This is a genomic window from Ochrobactrum sp. CGA5 (genome assembly GCF_006345815.1).
GTDB lineage: Bacteria > Pseudomonadota > Alphaproteobacteria > Rhizobiales > Rhizobiaceae > Brucella.
This window is the reverse complement of record NZ_VCIG01000005.1, coordinates 241,539-260,593: the sequence shown is the minus strand read 5'-3', so window position 1 is coordinate 260,593 and position 19,055 is coordinate 241,539. Positions and strand designations below refer to the sequence as shown.

Genomic DNA, 19,055 nt, shown 5'->3' with positions numbered 1-19,055 from the left:
ATCGGCTCCTTACTGGTTGCGGTGGTGGCGCAACCCGTCATTTCGATTTGAGGAAGATGTCGAGCCCGACCAGCCGGTCGAGCAGGAAGATGGCAGCAGCGGCACAGGCGATAAAGACGACGGAGATAGCCGCAAGGTCGGGGGTGATGATGGACCGGATCGAATTGTAGATTTGCACGGGCAGTGTCACGATGCGCGCATCGACAAGAAGCAGGCTCACCAGAAATTCGTTCAGCGCCAGAATAAACATCAGAAGCGAGCCGCTGATGACGCCCGGCACGACAACCGGTAGCGTGACAAAGAAGAAGGTCGAGATTGGCCCCGCTCCGCAATTGGCGGCGGCAAGTTCCAGATCTGCGTCGAGATTGGCGGCGCTTGCCGTCACAGCCCAGATCATGAAGGGCAGATTTATGACGCAGGCTGCAATCCCAACCGGCCAGAGTTGGCCCAGAATTCCCGCCTGACCGAAGATCAGCATGAGACCGATCCCCGAGCCGATCAGGGGAATGGTGAAGGGCAGCAATAGATAAATCTGGATCGTCTTTTCAAACCGCACTGCATATTTCGCCAGCGCTATGCCAGCGAGCGTTCCGACCGGAATGGCGACAATGGTGCAGATGACGGAGACATAAAGTGAGCGCAGAAATGCATCCCAAAGGTCGCTCGTCCCCGCGATCTTCTGATACCATTTCAGCGAAAACCCTTCCGGCGGAAAAGTGATCATGTTGCCTGAGGTGAAGGAAGCTCCAAGAACCACGATGGTCGGTGCGGAAAGAAGCAACAGAACGGCAATCACGAATGTCCATATGACAATGGATTTCGACAGTGGCGAGGTCATTTGCGTGCCTTCCCCATGGCAAGCGTGCCTGCCCCGAACAGCGTGAACACGATCCCGACGAGGATGGAGCCGACGCCAACCAGAAGCAGTGCGAGTGTCGCGCCGAGCCCTTGATCGGATGTGCGGAAGAACTGGTCATAGATCGCATTGGCGATGAAATCCTGCGATCCGCCGCCCAGAATGGCTGGTACGGCAAAGTCGGTAAGCGAAAGCGTCATCACCACCAGCCCCGCTCCGATCAAGCCCGGACGGGCCATAGGCAGGACAACGTGGGCGAAGGTCCGCAACCAGTTTGCACCAAGCGAACTTGCGGCTGCTTCCATTTCTTCGGGGATGGCGGTCAACGCCGGTGCAAGCATTAGCACGGCGAATGGCAGCATATACTGGATGAGACCGAACAGGACGGCTGGATAGTTATAAAGCAGCCGCATCGGCGCGATGCCGATGAGGCTGAGCGCCTCATTCACCATGCCCTGATTGCCGAGAATGATGAGCCAGCCATAGGCGCGCACGACTTGACCGATGAAGAAGGGCAGAAACAGCGCGATCAGCAGGAATTTGCGCAACGCAGCCGACGGTGTGCGCACCATGAGATATGCATAGGGAAACGCCAGAAGGAGCGTGAATGCGGTCACGACAAGCGAACCGAACAAGCTGCGCCAAGCCACGGTCACAAAGAGGCTTTCCGTCAGCGCGCGCTTGTAATTGGCGATTGTGTAATAGTCTGACATCAGGAATGTCGAGGTGTCGAGCGTTCGCAGGCTGGTATCCGCGATCTGGATCAGGCCAAGCACCAACAGTCCGACCAGAACAAGAGCCGGAAGCAGCATCAGATAAGGCACGGCACGATTGAACCGCGCGGGCCACAGAAAGGCTGCGATTGCTTCCAGCGCGTCCATGATGCGCCAGACAACCGGATAGGCAGTGCGTGCCGCTCGCATGTTTCAATTCCTGAGTTTTGCTATTTCGGGCATAAGGATCGCCCTTTTGGGCGACCCTTCTGGTGGTAGAGCCGGATCAGCCCTGCATGATGGCCTTGAACTTCGAGAACCATTCGCTCTCGTTTTCCACCTGCACCTTTGCCGAAATGCGGATGAGGTGTTTGAAATCCTCTTCCTTGGTCGGATACGCCGGATCGTTCACCAGATCGGCGGGCGGCGTCAGGCCCGGCACGACACCCGGCAGACCAAGACCGTCGAGCCAGACCTGCTGCGCATCCTTGGTGAGGGCGAAGTTTATATACTCCTTGGCCCAGTAAAGCTCGTTCTCGGGCAGGCCTTTTGGAATCCAAAGGCCATCGGTGTCGAACTTTGCGCCCTCTTCCGGGACGGTCCAGTCAATCTTGACACCGTTCTTCTGGGCTTCACGTGCATTGGTGGAAATTGTGCAGGCCAGATCAATTTCGCCCTTCTGGAACCAGGTGGTGAAATCCGGGTCTTCGCCTAGGAGTGGCTGCTGCTGCTTCACTTTGGTGATAAAATCCCAGGCGGGCTGCATGTTGCCCGGAATGTCTTCCAGCTTGCCGCCACCGGCAACCTGTGCCGGGAAGTGGAAGCCGATGCCATCGTTATAAAGCGCAATGCGGCCCTTGAACTTCGGGTCGAGCATAGCCTTCCACGATTTTGGTGGACCGTCCGGGAATGCTTCCGGGCGATAGGCCAGCACATAGACATAACCATAGGTATTGACGATGGGGTAGCCGTCGAGACCCACAGGCTTGGCAAGATCAGTGGTGTTCTTGAGGTTCGGCAGATCAGACAGGTCTTCCGTCACGCCGCGCAATGCCGACTTCGTCGCATTGGTGGTCGTATCCCAGTTGACGTGGATCGGCGGGGTACGCTTCTGCGCGACGGCGGCCCAGAGCTTCGGCTGGATTTCGTTGTCTTCCGTGAGGTCGTGACGGATGGAGATACCGGTCTTGGCGGTGAACGGATCAGACACGCCAGCTTTAAGCGCATCAACCCAGCTACCGCCCCATGCGCGCACGATCAGTTCTTTCGGCTTTGCCGGTTCTTCGGCAAATGCGCGCGACAGGCCGAGCGAGGTTGTCCCCGCCGTAGCGGCCATCGCGCCCGCGCTTTGCAGGAAGCGGCGGCGGTCGAGTATCAGAAAAGGCTTCTTCAGATTGCTCATTTTGTTCTCCTCTGGAGTTTCCCCGTAACGTGTTAGTTCATGCGGTAAAGACGATGAGATCGCGGGCGTTCCAGCCAAGATGCACGGTTTCGCCTTCTGCAAACTGGCTGTGGCCGATGGGGTCGTGGTCGAAAACGCGCATCAACACGTTTCCCAAGGCAGGAACCCGCAATTCATAGACAATGCGTTCGCCCTCGAAGATCGCATCCGTAACGATGCCTTCAAGCACGGTATCGAGTTCTGCATGCGCTGCGGCGCTGCCGCCGATACGGATCTGTTCGGCGCGGATTGCGCACGAGACATTTGCGTTGGCGGCAACCGGTCCGCGCCCCTCGCCGGCCCCATCGCCCACCATGCCGACCAGAGCCGTTCCCGCATCGACCCGCACAAGATTGCCGTCGAGCGAAGATGCCGTGCCAGAAATGAAATTGGTGACGCCGATGAAATTCGCCACAAAGGCATTGGACGGGTTGCGGTAAGTTTCAGATGGCCGCGCCATCTGCTGGATTTCCCCGCCATCCATGACGATGATTTCGTCAGACACGACGAGCGCTTCGCGCTGATCGTGGGTGACGTTGATGGTCGTGACCCCAAGCTCCCGCTGGATACGGCGGAATTCAAGCTGCATTTCCTCGCGCAGCTTGCGATCGAGTGCGGCCAGAGGTTCGTCGAGCAGAAGCAGGTCTGGTTCAAAAACCAGGGCGCGTGCGATAGCAACACGCTGCTGCTGGCCACCGGAAAGCTCGTGCACACGCCGCCCGCCGAGGCCGTTCAGACGAACAAGATCGAGATAGCGCTCCACCCGCTCGGGGATTGAGCGCGCATCGAAACGGCGCATCTTTAGCGGAAACGCGACATTCTCAGCCGCCGTCATATGCGGGAAAAGCGCCAGTTTTTGGAAAACCATGCCGATGGAGCGCTTGTGCGGCGGCACGGCGCTGACAGCTTCGCCGTTGATGAATATCTCACCAATGCTTGGCCTTTGAAAGCCGGCAATGAGACGGAGAAGCGTCGTCTTGCCAGAACCCGAAGGCCCGAGAATGGTCAGAAAACGGCCCTTGGCGAGATCGAAAGATGCCGCACGCACGGCATGGAAGCCGTTATAGATCATGCTGACATTGTTGACCGATACGGCAGCCGGTCCGTTGGAGACTTTACGGCCAGTTCCGGTTTCGGTTGTATTCATCGCTGTTTCCCATTTCAGTCAAAGCACTGGAAGGTGCTTTATGAAGTTATTTCAATCCTATTTCGCAATCTGCTGATGTTTCTCTTGAGAATATCAGATTGATGCGAGATAGCCGCCGTCAATCGGGATAACCTGCCCCGTGACATAGGACGATGCGGCGCTTGCCAGAAATACCACGGCCCCTGCAACATCTTCCATCACACCAAAACGCCCCTGCGGAATTTTGCCCAGCATTGCCTTCTGCCAGTCTTCATTCTCGTAGAACACATCGGTCATGGCCGTGCGGAAATAGCCCGGCGCAATGCCGTTGACGCGGATGCCGGATGGTGCCCATTCGGTCGCCAGAGCATGGGTCATGCCCACGAGGCCAGACTTGGAAGAGCCGTAGGGCGCGGCGGTCGGCACGCCGACATAGGAAGTGAGCGAGCACAGATTGATGATCGCCCCGCCTTTCCCGCTCTCCGTCATGTGGCGGGCAGCGGCTTGCGCACAGAAGAATGCGCCTTTGAGATTGGTCGCTACGATACGATCCCACAGCGCCTCGTCCACATCAAGCGAGGGACGGATTTCTTCGTAACCAGCATTGTTGACAAGAATATCAAGGCCACCGAGCGCTTCCGTCGCCTGGGTGACGGCGGTGCCACAGGCCGCAACATCCCGCACATCAAGCGAAAGAGTTACAGAAGCGCGGCCATGGGCAGCGATACGGGACGCCGTTTCTGAGAGATCGTCGGACCTGCGCGCTGTAATGGCAACGTCGGCACCAGCCGAGGCAAGTGCTTCGGCGATAGCCTGTCCCAGTCCCCGGCTTGCACCGGTAACCAGCGCTTTACGCCCGCTAAGGTCGAAAAGCGATAAAACCTGCATCATGTTCCCCTGCGGACCTTTGGCAAAACAATAGTGTCGCCCGAACTTCTACTTGTTCTGACCCTAATGTTTAGCAATTTTTTGTGGTCTCCCTACTATAGGACCACCTTTTTTATAAGTTGTCTATACATATATATACAAAAGTGGGTTCTGGTCTTGTAACGTCTCTCTTGAAGGTGCGTATCAAGTGAAGTTTATCCTCTTGGGATGAGCTTTCAGAGCGTGGAAAAACGTCGCTGTCCGGGCTGATTCGGCTCAAACTTTGAAAACCCGAATTGGCTTAGCTTTGAAAGCAGGTTTCGGGAGGCACCCTTTCAAACTCATGCTAAAAGGGTAGCATGAGAGATCTTTTCGACCAGATTGAACCACGTGAAGTTATGGCGCCCGGAGCCATTCTTCTGCGTGCCTTCGCGCTTCCCGGAGATGATGCTGTTCTGAAGGCTGTGACGGATGTTTCCGCTGTCGCACCTTTTCGGCATATGACCACTCCCGGCGGGTATCGCATGTCGGTTGCGATGACGAATTGCGGGAATTTTGGATGGGTCACCGACCGTACCGGCTATCGCTACAGCGCAGACGACCCGGAGACTGGTCTGCCTTGGCCGGCGATGCCGGATGTGTTTAGCACGCTTGCCCGAACGGCTGCCCGTGAAGCCGGTTATTCTGATTTCGAGCCAGATGCCTGCCTCATCAATCGTTATGAACCGGGCGCGAAACTTTCATTGCATCAGGATAAGGACGAGCGGGATTTCAAGAATCCGATTGTTTCGGTGTCGCTCGGTCTGCCCGCGACTTTCCAGTTCGGCGGGTTGAAGCGAACCGATCCGATTAAAAAGTACCTTCTGCATCACGGTGACGTTGTCGTGTGGGGTGGGCCGTCACGTCTCTTCTATCACGGTATACTCGCCCTAAAGCGAGACGAGCATGAAAAACTGGGTCCGTTTCGCCTTAATCTGACATTCAGAAAATCGCGCTGACAGCCTCCAAACGCGATTTTTGGCATGGAAAAGCGACAGAAACCGCCCTTCAATTGTGGTGAGCGACTGTTGTTTTTGCGGCGATTTTGTGGTGGCCACTTTTTTATAACAGATCAAGCCGGGAAACCATGTGAGCCTTCCCGGCTTATTTTTCCTAGCTCAGAGCCTTCTGTCGGGTTTCCACATCGATGAAAAAGGCGATGATGCCTGCCAGCGCCAGAAGTCCTGCGAATAATGCCACTGCAAGATAAAAGCTCTGGCTGATGACGAGCGCCAGCGCGGATGGCGCGAGCAAGCCGCCAAGGCGAGCCATCGCCCCTGCCGCTCCCATCCCGCTTGCGCGCAAGCCTGTCGGATAAAGCTCCGGCGTGAAAGCGTAAAGCGCGCCCCATGTACCAAGCAGAGCAAAACTCATGATGAGAATGGATGCTCCGACAACCGCCGAACTGTTGGCAACAGTAAACAGCGCGCATGCGGCGGCGCTGATGAACAGGAACGTGATGAGCGTCTTCTTTCGTCCCCATGCTTCAACGCCATAAGCCGCGAGCGCGTAACCCGGTAGTTGTGCGAGCGCAACGACAACGAGGAAACCATAGCCGCGAACGAAACCGAAACCGTCACCGGCGAGCTTTGCCGGTATCCAGGTGAAAATGCCGTAATAGGACACCGAAACGAGAAACCAGATTGCCATCGTCGTCAGCGTTCGCTGGCGCAGATTGGGCGAAAGAAGCTTTTCCCCCGTCACCATAAAGGGGGCTTCGAGCCGGGCCTTCGGCGGCAACTCCGGTTTGCCATTGCGGCGAAGCACGCGGTTCATGACCGATTTCGCTTCTTCCTGGCGTCCTGACTTCAACAGATGCATCGGAGATTCCGGTACCCAGAGACGTAGCCAGATACCGATCAGAGCTGGTGCAGCGGTGACGATGAAGATATAGCGCCAGGCATCCTCTACGCCTGCAAGGCTGGTGGCCCATGCAGCAAGAGCTATGATAACGGTGCCGACTGCCCAGAAGCCTTCGAGCATGACAAGCCAGCGCCCGCGATTTTTGGCGGGAAGAAATTCAGCCATCATCGCATAGTCGACCGGCAATGTTCCGCCTACAGCGACCCCCGTCATGAAGCGCAGGGCGAGCAAAACGCCGAAACTCGGTGCGAATGCCGAGAGTAGTCCGAAAACGGCATCGCAGGCGACAGTGATGAGAAGCACGCGACGGCGACCATATTTATCGGCCAGTCTGCCGAACACTGCTGCGCCAATCAACATGCCGAGAAAAAACAGGGTGCCGGTCTGCAACGCCTGTGGAATGGTCAGTCCGAAGGTCTTTGCAATGGCAGCGCCGGTAAAGCCGACGGCGAGCACCTGCATGGCGTCGGCAGCCCAGACAAGACCGAACACACCCAGAAGACCACGCTGAAATGCGCCCGTACCCGCCTGATCAAGCGTCTGTTCGATGGTAACTTTCATGCCGCGATATGTCCCCTGCTACCGGCTGAAGATAGGCTACATTTTACAGCGCCGACGATAGGCCGCTGTCAATCGCCCTTTTCGGATATTGTCCGATCTTTTGCCAGCAAGTATTCCCAGAAGCTTTCGGCATGTGCCGGAAGCGCCGCATCATGACGATAGATGCGGACTTCGACGGTGAAATCCCAATAGGGGTCGACCGAAGCCGGTACGAGTTCACCGCGTTGCAGTTCATCATAGATGAGGCTTTCAGGCAACCAGGCTAGGCCCCAACCTGCAAGCGCCATGGCCTTCAGACCGATCGACATGGTATTTTCGTGAACCACCCGACGCTTGAAGGCAGTGCCAGCCGCAAATTTCTGCGACAAGGCAACACCAAAGAAAGAAAAGTCGCCATAGCTCAAATATGGCAGCGGCTCCCCGCTTGCGATGGCGTGGTCGAGGATTGGCCCCGTCGGCGATGGGCGCGAGACTGGCATCAGCCGTTCCGTACCGAGCACGATATAGGGAAACTGGGTGCGGTCGATCAGGATCGGCACCGAATTATGGGCATAGGTCAGGAGGAAGTGAACCTCTCCTTCTGTCAGCGTCGCGATATTATCCTCGAAACCGCCGCGATCCGGGCTGAGCAGAGAACGAATGCCACCGACATCATTATCAATCTGTTTCAGCCAGTTTGGAAAGAATGTGACCGTCAGCGTGTGCAGCGCTGAAAATGTGAGGACAGGGTTTTGAACCTCGCGGCTCGGTTGCAGTGCCTTGCGTGTATTGTAGAACTGGCGGACCGCATCCTGTGCGACAGGCAGGAAGGTTCGTCCCTCGCGGGTAAGCTCCGCAGGAAAAGTCGCGCGATTGACGAGTGTGACACCGAGCCAGAGTTCAAGCTGTTTGATGCGGCGGGAAAATGCGGATTGCGTCACATGACGAGCATCAGCCGCACGCGAGAAACTCGACGTTGCTGCCAACGCGATGAAGTCTTCCAGCCATTTGAGTTCCATTGGGTCGGGGCCTTTCCGGCAAAGGACAATCAGACAGCATACCAAGTGAGCGGGTTGTTTGAAGCGGCACGAACGAGACCTTGTCTGCGGTCCCTGCTGCCCTACTCACTGGCTGCCTTCCTCCTTATGCAATTTCTGCATAGTGATTGCAAAACATAGCATTGGCAGCTCCAAAGGTTTTTCCCTACCGTCACGGCAGAGCGTTTTAAACGCACATCCGTTCGGGAAAAGCGGAATTTCCGGATGCGCGCAACCAATCACTTAGATGTCCGAGGACGTATTTTGGCCAGAGAAATTTATTTGAACGGCGCTTTCGTCGCTGAAAGCGAAGCGAAGGTGTCGGTGTTCGATCGCGGCTTTCTTTTTGGTGACGGGATTTACGAAGTCAGCGCTGTGATTGATGGCCGTCTTGTCGATAACGAGCTTCACCTCGCGCGTCTGGAGCGATCCGTCAAGGAGCTCGGAATGCCATTACCTGCTTCTCTCGATGCCATCCGCGCGGCACAGATCGAGCTGATAAAGCGCAACAAACTCCGTGAAGGCGTCGTCTATATGCAGGTCACGCGCGGCGAAGCCGAGCGCGATTTCGTCTATGCTGACGACATCAAACCGAATTTCGTCATGTTCACGCAGGCCAAGAAGCTAGCCAATTCGCCATCGGTCCAGAATGGTGTTCGTGTGGATGTCGCACCCGACACGCGCTGGGCGCGTCGTGACATCAAAACCGTCATGCTTCTCGCACAAGTGCTGGCGAAGAAGCAGGCCAAAAGCAAGGGTTACCACGAAGTCTGGCTGGTTGAAGACGGCTTCGTCACCGAGGGTGGTTCATCGACGGCGTTCATCATCACCAATGAGAATGTGCTGGTGACCCGCCCAAATTCGCATGCCATCCTGCCTGGATGCACGCGCCGCGCCGTCATCAAGATCGCGGAAGAACAGAACCTTCGCATCGAGGAGCGCCTGTTCACGGTCGATGAGGCCAAAGCCGCCAAGGAAGCATTTCTCACGAGCGCATCAAGCTTCGTGACGCCGATTATCGGCATTCAGGATCACGCGATCTCCGAGGGCAAGCCGGGACCAATCACCCGTCGCTTGCAGGAGATTTACATGGATATGGCGCGCACGGGGGCGGAGCCGATACTTTAGTGGATTGAATTTGCGCTTGATAACCGTCCGATAGAAATCTCGTTTCAAACGTCAAATTCGAAAAATCCACTATATTCAGTAGATTAATAGTGGTCTTTTTGACTTTGTCATTTGCTCAGCGTTTATATCCGAGGGGTGCAAACGTCGGAATCAGACCACTGTATCGACGGCCTGTTGCCAATCACGTAAGAGAAGATATTCATGAGGCACCATTAAAGCGTGCCCTCTACAACGAAAGAGTTCTTTCCATAAACTATCGGGTTCGATCAACTGTGACGACCGTTCCCCTCTTGACAGAATAGCGATCATGACAGGCAAGGCACGCGACTACGGCATCATTTGCGGCATCATGCAGCCAGGCGAGAACAACGCCATAACGGATGTGCCGGGCGTGCGCGTGGGGCACCGCACCTTACGCAACGGCGACATAAATACCGGCGTGACAGCAGTCATTCCGCATGACGGCAACATGTATCGCCGCAAGGTGCTGGCGGCCTGCGATATCATCAACGGTTTTGGCAAGAGTACCGGCCTTGTACAGGTCGAGGAACTGGGTACGCTGGAAACGCCGATCCTGCTCACCAATACGTTTGGCGTTGGAACCTGCGCCAATGCACTGATCCGCGAAGCGATTGCGAATAATCCCGATATCGGGCGGACCACAGCGACCGTCAATCCTGTCGTTCTGGAGTGCAATGACGGTCCGCTCAACGATATTCAAGCCTTGGTGGTCACGGAAGCTGACGCGCAGGAAGCCTTGAAGATTGCTGGAACCAATGTGGGCGAAGGCAATGTCGGTGCGGGCACCGGCATGAGCTGCTTCGGCTTCAAGGGTGGCATCGGTACCTCCTCACGCCAATTCGAACTTGATGGTGAGCCCCGTCATCTTGGTGTTCTGGCGCTGACGAATTTCGGTCGGGCTGGTGATCTGGTTCTTCCCGATGGACGCAGACCCTCACCGAAGGCCGAAGCACAGCCGGAAAAGGGATCGGTCATTTTGGTGCTTGCCACCGACGTTCCGATGGAACATCGCCAACTCAAGCGCGTAACGCGCCGCTGTGGCGCTGGGCTGGCGCGTCTCGGCGCGTTCTGGGGCCATGGCAGCGGCGATATTGCCGTTGGCTTTTCAACGGCTGTGACATTCGATCATGACGAAGAGCGCGATTTAATCGAGATCGCAATGCTCAACGAAAGCCGTATCGACACATTGTTTCGCGCAGCGGTGGAAGCCACTGAGGAAGCCGTGCTCAACTCAATGTGTATGGCTGAGCCCATGCGGGGACGCGCCGTAAAGCGACATTCGCTTGCCGACTGGCTTGAACGCGAAAAGGGTCAGCCACAACAGACCCTCGACAAGCTCCACATCAAGTCTTGATATTTCTTGTGCATTGCCACAATTGACTTCGCTCATCCGCTGATGCTCGAATTCGATGGATGGCAATATGCTGTCGAACCGCGACTCGGTACGACCCAAGGTATGCTCCACGAGTTTGGAATGCCCAGGTACAACCGTTGCAGGTATAAGATGCCTCGTTTTCGGGGTGGTCAAATACTGACTTGATAGCAGCACCGGAATTTCAGGACCAATTTTTTGACGACACCGCTTGTCCGCCTGACTGTTTTAGGAAGTATCCTGCCATTGCTGGCGGCGTGCGTCACCGTAGGTCCCGACTACCAGAAGCCGAACGTGCTGACACCTGCTGGGTGGAACAGCAATACTGACAGGCGTGCGCCGCAACTTGGCGACTGGTGGAAGAGCTTGAAAGACCCGGTTCTGGATCAACTTATCGCGGATGGAATCGCAGGCAGCCCAGATGTTGCGACTGCGAAGGCCAAAGTGCGGCAGGCTCGCGCCAACTTCACCTCGGCAGGCGGCGGGCTCTATCCTCAACTGGATGGCCAGGGAAGCTACAAGCGCTCAGACGGTCCCAATCTGATGGCGTCCAACCATTCGAGCATGGGCTTTGATACGACATGGGAGCTTGATCTTTTTGGCGGCAACAAGCGCGGTGTCGAAGCCGCCTATTACAGTGTCGAATCCGCAAATGAACAATTGCGGGCAGCGCTCGTTACGCTGATCGGAGACATCGCCACCAATTATGCGAACTTGCGCGGTGCGCAGGCGAATATCGCCATCGCACAGCGCAATGCAGCTTCCCAGAGGCAGACCGTAGTGCTGACGCGCAATCAGCTTGAGGCCGGGCAGATTTCTCAGGTTGATCTTCTGAACGCCGAGACCCAAGCCGCCACGACTGAATCTCAGGTTCCGGGACTACGAATTCAATACGCCCAGTACCTGAACCAGTTGTCCGTTTTGACGGGCCGGTCTTCGTCAGCATTGGCTACTGTTCTGGATAAGTTGCGCCCGGTTCCCACGATCCCGCGCAAAGTTTCGGCCGGTTTGCCTGCTGGTCTGTTGCTCAGCCGCCCTGATGTCCGTGCAGCAGAGCGTGATTATGCAAGCTCCAATGCCAGCGTCGGCCAGAAGCAGGCCCTGCTCTATCCGAGTGTTTCCCTCACAGGGAACATCAATACGGGCGGCGCCAATTTCGGCGATCTTGGAAAGTTGTCGAAGATCAGTTGGGCTTTTGGTCCCAGTCTGACCGTCCCGATCTTCCAGGGTGGAAAATTGAATGCAGATGTGGATGCCGCGCGTGCGGTCCGCGACCAATCGTTCATCGCCTATAGAAAGTCCATTTTGACAGCGCTCAGCGAAGTTGAGAATGCCAGCGTATCGCTGAACCAGAACCGCCTGCGCACCGCGCAACTACAGAAAATTGTCGGTAACAGCCGGAAGATCAACGAGCTGACGCTGGAGCAATACAGAGCGGGCAACAAGAGTTTCGTGGATGTGCTGACCGCGCAGCGCGACCTTCTCAGCGCAGAAACCAATCTCAGTCAGGCCCGCACGGACCTCGTTTTGAATTATGTTGCCCTGCAGAAAGCACTGGGCGGCGGCTGGAACGGCATCATTGATGTTGCGAAGCCTGAAGTCGTTGACGGCTATACAGGTCCGCGCATCGTCAGGATGCCGGCGCTTCCTCCGCTGATAACCGACAAGAGACCATTATGAAACCCAAGTCGAAACGCCGCTTTCGCTGGCGCCTGTGGCTGGCTGTCCTCATCGCATTGCTGATTGTGGGTTATTTCGTCGTCCGTTCCCTGACGAAAGAAGAGCCCCTGCCCGCCACGACCGAAATCAGGCGCAGTGACATCGAAAGTTCCGTTCTTGCCACGGGCACGTTACGGCCGAAAAATCTGGTTGCTATCGGCGCGCAGGCCACTGGTCGTATTCTTTCTTTGAAGGTGAAGCCGGGCCAACAGATCAAGGCTGGAGAAGTCGTTGCGCTGATCGATTCCACCAATCAGCAGAACGAGCTGAACAAGGCACAGGCGTCACTTCGTCAGAACGAGGCCACACGCGCGCAGAATCTTGCCGATCTGGAACTTGCCCGTCAGGATTTGGCGCGAAACCAGATGATGATCGGCAAAAACGCCGTGGCGCGTGCGGAATATGACAAGGCAATCGCCACCGTGAAGTCGAAAGAAGCGCAGGTCGCCAACAGCGAAGCCGCAATCGCGGCAGCGAAAGTTGACGTCCAGATCGCGGAGACCAATCTCGCTTATACCCGCATCACCGCCCCTATTGATGGAACGATCCTGGCGACGGTGGTTCAGGAAGGTCAGACTGTCAATGCACAACAGAGCGCACCGACAATCGCCATTCTTGGACAGCTCGATACGATGACCGTTGAGGCCGACATTTCGGAGGCGGATATCACACAGGTTCACGAGGGAATGCCGCTTTATTTCACCATATCAGGACAGAATTTGAAGCGTTATGACGCAAAGCTTGAAAAGATAGAACCCGCACCGGATTCCATCGTCAGCGACAAGAGCTTCACGACGACGGCCACGAGTTCTTCCAGTGCAGCGACCGCTTCGGCCGTCTATTACAAGGGCATTTTCAACATTCCCAATCCAGATGGCCTGCTCAGGACCTATATGACAGCCGAGGTGCACATTCTGCTTGCTAAGGCAAAAAATGCGTTGATCGTCCCTGTGACAGCTCTCAAAGATACCAAGGAGCCGGGAAAATATACAGTTCGTGTGGTCACAAGCACCAATGAGATAGAAGAACGAACTGTCGAAACGGGCATTACCGACAAGATCAACAGCGAAGTCCGTTCCGGCCTGAATGAAGGGGACAGGGTTGTGACCGACAATCAGTCCGTCCCTCCATCCCCTGCCGGTATCTGAAATGAATAATGCGCCGCTGCTCTCGCTCAAGGATGTTTCCCGACACTATCCGTCGGGTGATGAATCCACGACGGTTCTTAAACATGTGAACCTGACCATCAAGCGCGGCGAGATGGTGGCGATCATCGGTGCATCCGGTTCGGGCAAATCCACGCTGATGAATATTCTCGGCTGTCTGGATCGTCCGTCAGAGGGCGAATATCTGATTTCCGGTCGTGCGACGTCGGAACTTGAAGCCGACGAACTGGCGCAGCTGCGACGCGAGCATTTCGGGTTCATTTTTCAACGCTACCATCTGCTGGGTGAGCTGGATGCTGTCGGCAATGTCGAGATTCCAGCGATTTATGCAGGCCAGAAAAAGGCGGAGCGGCGAGACAGGGCCGAAATGATCCTTCAACGGCTTGGTATGGGGGAACGCACCCATCACCGCCCGAGCCAGCTTTCCGGTGGCCAGCAGCAGCGTGTATCCATCGCCCGTGCGCTCATCAACGATGCGGAAGTCATTCTGGCGGACGAACCGACGGGTGCGCTCGATAGCCATAGTGGCGAGGAAGTTCTCGGCATCTTGCAGGAACTGAACCGCGAAGGACGCACGATTGTTATCGTCACGCATGACCGGCAGGTTGCGGCGCGAGCGCAGCGCATCATCGAAATACGCGATGGCGAAATCATCTCAGATACGACAAATAGGGAGACTGAACGGCCAGCGACTTCCGTGCCAGTTGAACAGCCGCGCACCAGGCCAAGTTGGCTCGCCGGAATCCGCGATCGCTTCAACGAGGCTTTCGCTATGGCGCTTCGTTCTATGAATGCACACCGGTTGCGCACTTTTCTGACGATGCTGGGGATCATTATCGGCACAGCTTCAGTCGTTTGTGTCGTGGCGCTTGGACAAGGGTCGCAACAGCAGATTCTGGAACGGATCAGCGATCTTGGCACAAATACGCTTTATATCAGTCCCGGCAGAGGATTTGGCGATCTCAAAGCAGCCCAGATTACCACACTTAATCTGAGTGATGCCGAGGAGATCGCAAAGTTGCCCTATGTCGTCGCGGCCACGCCGTCTGACACAACCAGTTCTACCATTCGCGTCGGAGACAAGGAAGTCAGTGTGTCGGTGAATGGTGTCGGCGCGGAATACTTTGCCACTCGTAACAGCAAACTGCTCGAAGGACGCTTTTTCGATCAGCGCAATGTTGACGATCTGGCGCAGGTCACGGTTATCGATGAAACGGCCAAGACGACCCTTTTCCCACACGAGGTCGGATCCGTGATCGGCAAGATCATCCTTCTGAAAGATGTACCGGTTCGTATTGTCGGTGTCGTCAAGGCGGAAGACCAAGGGCCGGGATCTGCTCAAACACTCGAAGCTTACTTGCCCTATTCGACAGTGAAGACACGCATGACGGGGTCGCGTTCATTGCAGATGATCGTGGTTCGTGTCGCTGATACGATGGATCCGTCGGAAGCTGAAAAGCTGATTACGGCATTCCTAACTAAACGGCATGGTGAGAAGGACTTTTCCATCTTCAATACCGACAGTTTGCAGAAAACAATTCAGGCCACCACAGCGACACTCGCGCTTCTCGTATCCAGCATTGCAGGTATATCGCTTTTCGTCGGCGGCATCGGAGTGATGAACATCATGCTGGTCGCAGTCTCTGAAAGAATCAACGAAATCGGTGTACGCATGGCCATCGGCGCGCGGCAAAGCGATATTCTACAGCAGTTTCTCATTGAGGCGATTCTGGTCTGCATGATTGGCGGGGTGCTCGGCGTTCTCATCGCTGCTGGATTTGGGCTTTTGTTTGCGCAGTTCAGTTCGATGTTCCAGCTTATTTATTCACCGACATCCATCGTGGTTGCGCTTGTTTGCTCCAGCTTGATCGGCATCGGGTTCGGCTTTATTCCAGCCCGCAATGCCTCCAGACTCGATCCGGTGGTGGCTCTGGCCCGTGACTAACTATTGAGTCTCGGATGCGAGTCTCATCTGGTGCCGACCACAAAAACTAACAGGCGGAGAAAACCACCCCTGATTGCTGCAATGCGTATAAATTAATGTAAGTAATTACTTTAATTATCTAATTTTATTAGCATTATGAACACAACCGATGGTGATATTATTGTCGGCCTGTCTTCCAGGATGATATATGACACGCGAGAAATTTCTGCCTTTGGGGTGGTTTCGGAAGGGGGTTGTTAACCTTCATTTTTTATTACTTGGGTTCATTCAGGCGACAGTATCTATGGTTCAGGTATCATGCGTAATTTGAGAGAAAATTTCCCCCAATCGACAGGAAATGGCGCAGAGAACGCTCAGGACCCGAAGCAGCCTCGCGGTCAGACGGGAAGCCAAAATCCTGTCAGTGACGATGCCTGGAAAATCCATTTCTCGCTCGGTGAGAATGTTCGCTTCACGCGCACCCCGGAAGTCGAGCTTCTGCGCCGTCGCGGCGAGGAACTCCCAAGGATCAACGAGCGCGCTCAGGTAAATGCAGCCGAAGCTGCGCCTGCAATCAGTGTAGAGAAGGTTGCGGAAGCGCAGCCTATGGCTGTAGCTGAACTCCAGAAAACTGTATCGCAAGGTATGGTGCGTTCGCCAATTGCTCCGGTGCCGCCTGCAATGCCTGCGGTCCCCGTTGCTGTCATCAGCGCTCCCGCAGAAGCCGTTCAGGAGATTGCTCCAGTCTCGGTCGAGGCTGTGAATCCGGCCAGTCCATCGGCTTTCACCTATCTTTCAGATTTCGCATTCTGGGAGGGTTGCGGCATCGATACGACGCTTGTGCCTTTGGGGGTTCCCGTCTCTGCCCGTCCGGCAGAACCGCGTAAGCCACTGCCTACCGTTGAATCAATTCTGGCACAATTCCGCATTCGTGAATGGAACAAGCAGCCGGAAGCCATTACCGTAGCCCAGGTTCAGCCAGTCGCAGAGGTGCCGACTGTCCCCGAAGCGGTTGTAATGGTTGCGCCACAACCTGCTGCCCCAGCCGTTCAGGTCGAAACACCCGCGGTGCAGCCGGTTGCGACGCCAGATGAGGCTACGCACGAGGTTGTCGGCGAAGCCACCGAAGACGATGTTGTGCTCGCCGTTGCAGAAGCGGAAGAGCATGTTATCGAGGAAATGGTGGCTCCAGAGCCAGCCAATGAAAAGCCTGCTCCGGTCAAGACAGCGCCTTCGATTGCCTTGTACCAACCGCAGCCCCTCCCCCGTGCCGAAGCACCGGTTATTCACGGCACTTATGAATTCCCGCCGCGCGATCTCTTGCAGATGCCGCCCGAACAGGACGGAAATGTCATCACGCAGGAAATGCTGGAGCGCAGCGCCGGGCTTTTGGAAAGCGTTCTGGAAGATTTTGGTGTACGTGGTGAAATCATTCATGTCCGCCCCGGTCCTGTCGTTACGCTCTACGAGTTTGAACCTGCACCCGGCGTGAAATCCTCGCGTGTCATCGGCCTGGCTGACGACATTGCCCGCTCCATGTCGGCGCTTTCTGCTCGCGTGGCCGTTGTACCGGGTCGTAACGTCATTGGTATCGAACTGCCGAATGCTAATCGTGAAACGGTGTATCTGCGTGAGATGATCGATAGCCGCACCTTCGAGGCATCGAACTACCGCCTGCCGCTTTGTCTCGGCAAAGGCATCGGTGGCGAGCCGATCATTGCGGAGCTGGCAAAGATGCCCCACCTGCTGGTCGCGGGCACTACCGGATCAGGCAAGTCTGTTGCCATCAATACGATGATCCTTTCGCTACTCTACCGGTTCAAGCCGGAAGAATGCCGCCTGATCATGGTCGATCCGAAGATGCTGGAACTGTCCATCTATGACGGTATTCCACATCTGCTGACCCCGGTTGTTACCGACCCCAAGAAGGCCGTCGTGGCCCTGAAATGGGCAGTGCGCGAGATGGAAGAACGCTATCGCAAGATGGCTCGGCTCGGCGTGCGCAACATCGAGGGCTTCAACGCCCGCGCAGCCTCCGCAAAGGGTAAGGGCGAAACCGTGATGTGCACGGTACAGTCCGGCTTTGACAAGGAAACGGGCGAACCCACCTATATTCAGGAAGAGCTTGACCTGACGCCAATGCCTTACATCGTGGTCATCATTGATGAAATGGCCGATCTGATGATGGTCGCGGGCAAGGATATTGAAGGCGCTGTGCAGCGTCTTGCCCAGATGGCTCGCGCCGCTGGTATCCATCTTATCATGGCTACGCAGCGCCCTTCGGTCGATGTCATTACCGGCACGATCAAGGCGAACTTCCCAACCCGTATTTCGTTCCAGGTCACCTCGAAGATCGATAGCCGTACCATTCTTGGCGAAATGGGAGCGGAGCAGCTTCTCGGTCAGGGCGATATGCTGCACATGGCGGGCGGCGGACGTATTGTTCGCGTCCATGGCCCGTTCGTTTCCGACGAAGAAGTTGAAAAGGTGGTCAATCACCTGAAGGAACAGGGACGCCCGGATTATCTCGCGACTGTCACGGAAGACGAGGAAGAAGAAGATGCGACACCTGAATCGGCCGTTTTCGACGCAACTTCAATGGGTTCGGAAGATGGCGACGACGTCTATGAACAGGCCATCAAGGTCGTGATGCGTGATAAGAAGTGTTCCACATCTTACATCCAGCGTCGCCTCGGTATCGGCTATAACCGTGCCGCCTCGCTCGTGGAGCGCATGGAGCAGGACGGTCTGGTCGGCCCTGCCAATCATGTTGGCAAGCGTGAGATACTGACGGGCAACCGCGACTGATTACCAGAAACCTGAAGAAGCCGGATTGTGCATGCGACTCGGCTTTTCTTCATGCTTTGCAATAGGTTGCAAACTGTTGCGCAAATGCGCTTGTCAAGACATAAAAATTGGTTAATACTTCCTTCATTCGTACATTCTTGATAATCGGTCGAGATAGCCTCGGAGGCGGTCTCGCGCCCAGAATATAGGGAGAATGATCGATGAAGAGCATTATTATCGGTCCTGCCGCGAGCGATAAAGAACGCACAGTTACACAACAGATTTTACGGCGTATTCATGAACAGATGCCGAAGCCGTCGGAGGACAGGACACAGGTTTGCAACGTTTTGCGGCTGTCGAAGGGTGGTTACTCGCATCGCAGACGCAAGATTCACAAGCTTGCCTGATAAGGATGATGCAATAAAAAATTTCCGGCGCCACGCACTCAGCGGAGAT

General features: G+C 55.7%; 15 protein-coding genes. 8 read left to right on the top strand and 7 right to left on the bottom strand.

Annotated features, from left to right (window positions below):
* Nucleotides 1-37 precede the first annotated feature (37 nt).
* The 5 genes from FJQ48_RS05920 to FJQ48_RS05900 all read right to left on the bottom strand — a co-directional run bounded on the left by FJQ48_RS05920 (nucleotide 38) and on the right by FJQ48_RS05900 (nucleotide 5,024).
* Nucleotides 38-838: an ABC transporter permease gene (locus FJQ48_RS05920; protein ID WP_139974272.1), complete on the bottom strand. Its 801-nt coding sequence runs from the start codon at nucleotides 836-838 to the stop codon at nucleotides 38-40.
* On the bottom strand, nucleotides 835-1,779 hold the full coding sequence (locus tag FJQ48_RS05915; protein ID WP_139974271.1) for an ABC transporter permease: 945 nt from the start codon (nucleotides 1,777-1,779) through the stop codon (nucleotides 835-837). Before FJQ48_RS05915 ends, FJQ48_RS05920 begins: the two co-directional genes overlap by 4 nt.
* Before the next feature lie 76 nt (nucleotides 1,780-1,855).
* On the bottom strand, nucleotides 1,856-2,971 hold the full coding sequence (locus tag FJQ48_RS05910; RefSeq protein WP_139974270.1) for a PotD/PotF family extracellular solute-binding protein: 1,116 nt from the start codon (nucleotides 2,969-2,971) through the stop codon (nucleotides 1,856-1,858).
* 37 nt (nucleotides 2,972-3,008) lie between these two features.
* Entirely contained in the window at nucleotides 3,009-4,157 is a 1,149-nt protein-coding gene (locus FJQ48_RS05905; RefSeq protein WP_139974269.1) for an ABC transporter ATP-binding protein, read from the bottom strand.
* Between the two features lie 93 nt (nucleotides 4,158-4,250).
* On the bottom strand, nucleotides 4,251-5,024 hold the full coding sequence (locus tag FJQ48_RS05900) for a glucose 1-dehydrogenase (RefSeq protein WP_139974612.1): 774 nt from the start codon (nucleotides 5,022-5,024) through the stop codon (nucleotides 4,251-4,253).
* 338 nt (nucleotides 5,025-5,362) lie between these two features.
* On the opposite strand from FJQ48_RS05900, the gene alkB reads away from it, so the two are divergent.
* The gene (gene alkB, locus FJQ48_RS05895) at nucleotides 5,363-6,001 is read left to right on the top strand and encodes a DNA oxidative demethylase AlkB (RefSeq protein ID WP_139974268.1); all 639 of its coding nucleotides are present in this window, start codon (nucleotides 5,363-5,365) and stop codon (nucleotides 5,999-6,001) included.
* Between the two features lie 154 nt (nucleotides 6,002-6,155).
* Here the strand turns inward: alkB and FJQ48_RS05890 are convergent, their stop codons facing one another.
* Together FJQ48_RS05890 and FJQ48_RS05885 are read right to left on the bottom strand one after the other, a co-directional pair.
* Nucleotides 6,156-7,466, bottom strand: a complete 1,311-nt coding sequence (locus FJQ48_RS05890) for an MFS transporter (RefSeq protein ID WP_139974267.1) — start codon at nucleotides 7,464-7,466, stop codon at nucleotides 6,156-6,158.
* A gap of 68 nt (nucleotides 7,467-7,534) precedes the next feature.
* Nucleotides 7,535-8,464, bottom strand: a complete 930-nt coding sequence (locus tag FJQ48_RS05885) for a LysR family transcriptional regulator (protein WP_139974266.1) — start codon at nucleotides 8,462-8,464, stop codon at nucleotides 7,535-7,537.
* Between the two features lie 282 nt (nucleotides 8,465-8,746).
* Here FJQ48_RS05885 and FJQ48_RS05880 point away from each other — a divergent pair, with 282 nt between their 5' ends.
* The 7 genes from FJQ48_RS05880 to FJQ48_RS05850 all read left to right on the top strand — a co-directional run bounded on the left by FJQ48_RS05880 (nucleotide 8,747) and on the right by FJQ48_RS05850 (nucleotide 19,006).
* The gene (locus FJQ48_RS05880; RefSeq protein WP_247870300.1) at nucleotides 8,747-9,610 is read left to right on the top strand and encodes a D-amino-acid transaminase; all 864 of its coding nucleotides are present in this window, start codon (nucleotides 8,747-8,749) and stop codon (nucleotides 9,608-9,610) included.
* Between the two features lie 307 nt (nucleotides 9,611-9,917).
* Nucleotides 9,918-10,985: a P1 family peptidase gene (locus tag FJQ48_RS05875; protein ID WP_139974264.1), complete on the top strand. Its 1,068-nt coding sequence runs from the start codon at nucleotides 9,918-9,920 to the stop codon at nucleotides 10,983-10,985.
* Between the two features lie 216 nt (nucleotides 10,986-11,201).
* Nucleotides 11,202-12,683 (top strand): efflux transporter outer membrane subunit, encoded by a 1,482-nt coding sequence (locus FJQ48_RS05870; protein WP_139974263.1) that lies wholly within the window; start codon nucleotides 11,202-11,204, stop codon nucleotides 12,681-12,683.
* Nucleotides 12,680-13,870: an efflux RND transporter periplasmic adaptor subunit gene (locus tag FJQ48_RS05865; protein ID WP_139974262.1), complete on the top strand. Its 1,191-nt coding sequence runs from the start codon at nucleotides 12,680-12,682 to the stop codon at nucleotides 13,868-13,870. Before FJQ48_RS05870 ends, FJQ48_RS05865 begins: the two co-directional genes overlap by 4 nt.
* 1 nt (nucleotide 13,871) lies before the next feature.
* On the top strand, nucleotides 13,872-15,833 hold the full coding sequence (locus FJQ48_RS05860; protein ID WP_139974261.1) for a MacB family efflux pump subunit: 1,962 nt from the start codon (nucleotides 13,872-13,874) through the stop codon (nucleotides 15,831-15,833).
* 297 nt (nucleotides 15,834-16,130) lie between these two features.
* Nucleotides 16,131-18,620, top strand: coding sequence for a DNA translocase FtsK (locus FJQ48_RS05855; RefSeq protein ID WP_139974260.1), 2,490 nt, complete (start codon nucleotides 16,131-16,133; stop codon nucleotides 18,618-18,620).
* A 200-nt stretch (nucleotides 18,621-18,820) separates the two neighbouring features.
* Complete coding sequence (locus FJQ48_RS05850; protein ID WP_139974259.1) at nucleotides 18,821-19,006, top strand: hypothetical protein; 186 nt, start codon at nucleotides 18,821-18,823, stop codon at nucleotides 19,004-19,006.
* Nucleotides 19,007-19,055: the final 49 nt, after the last annotated feature.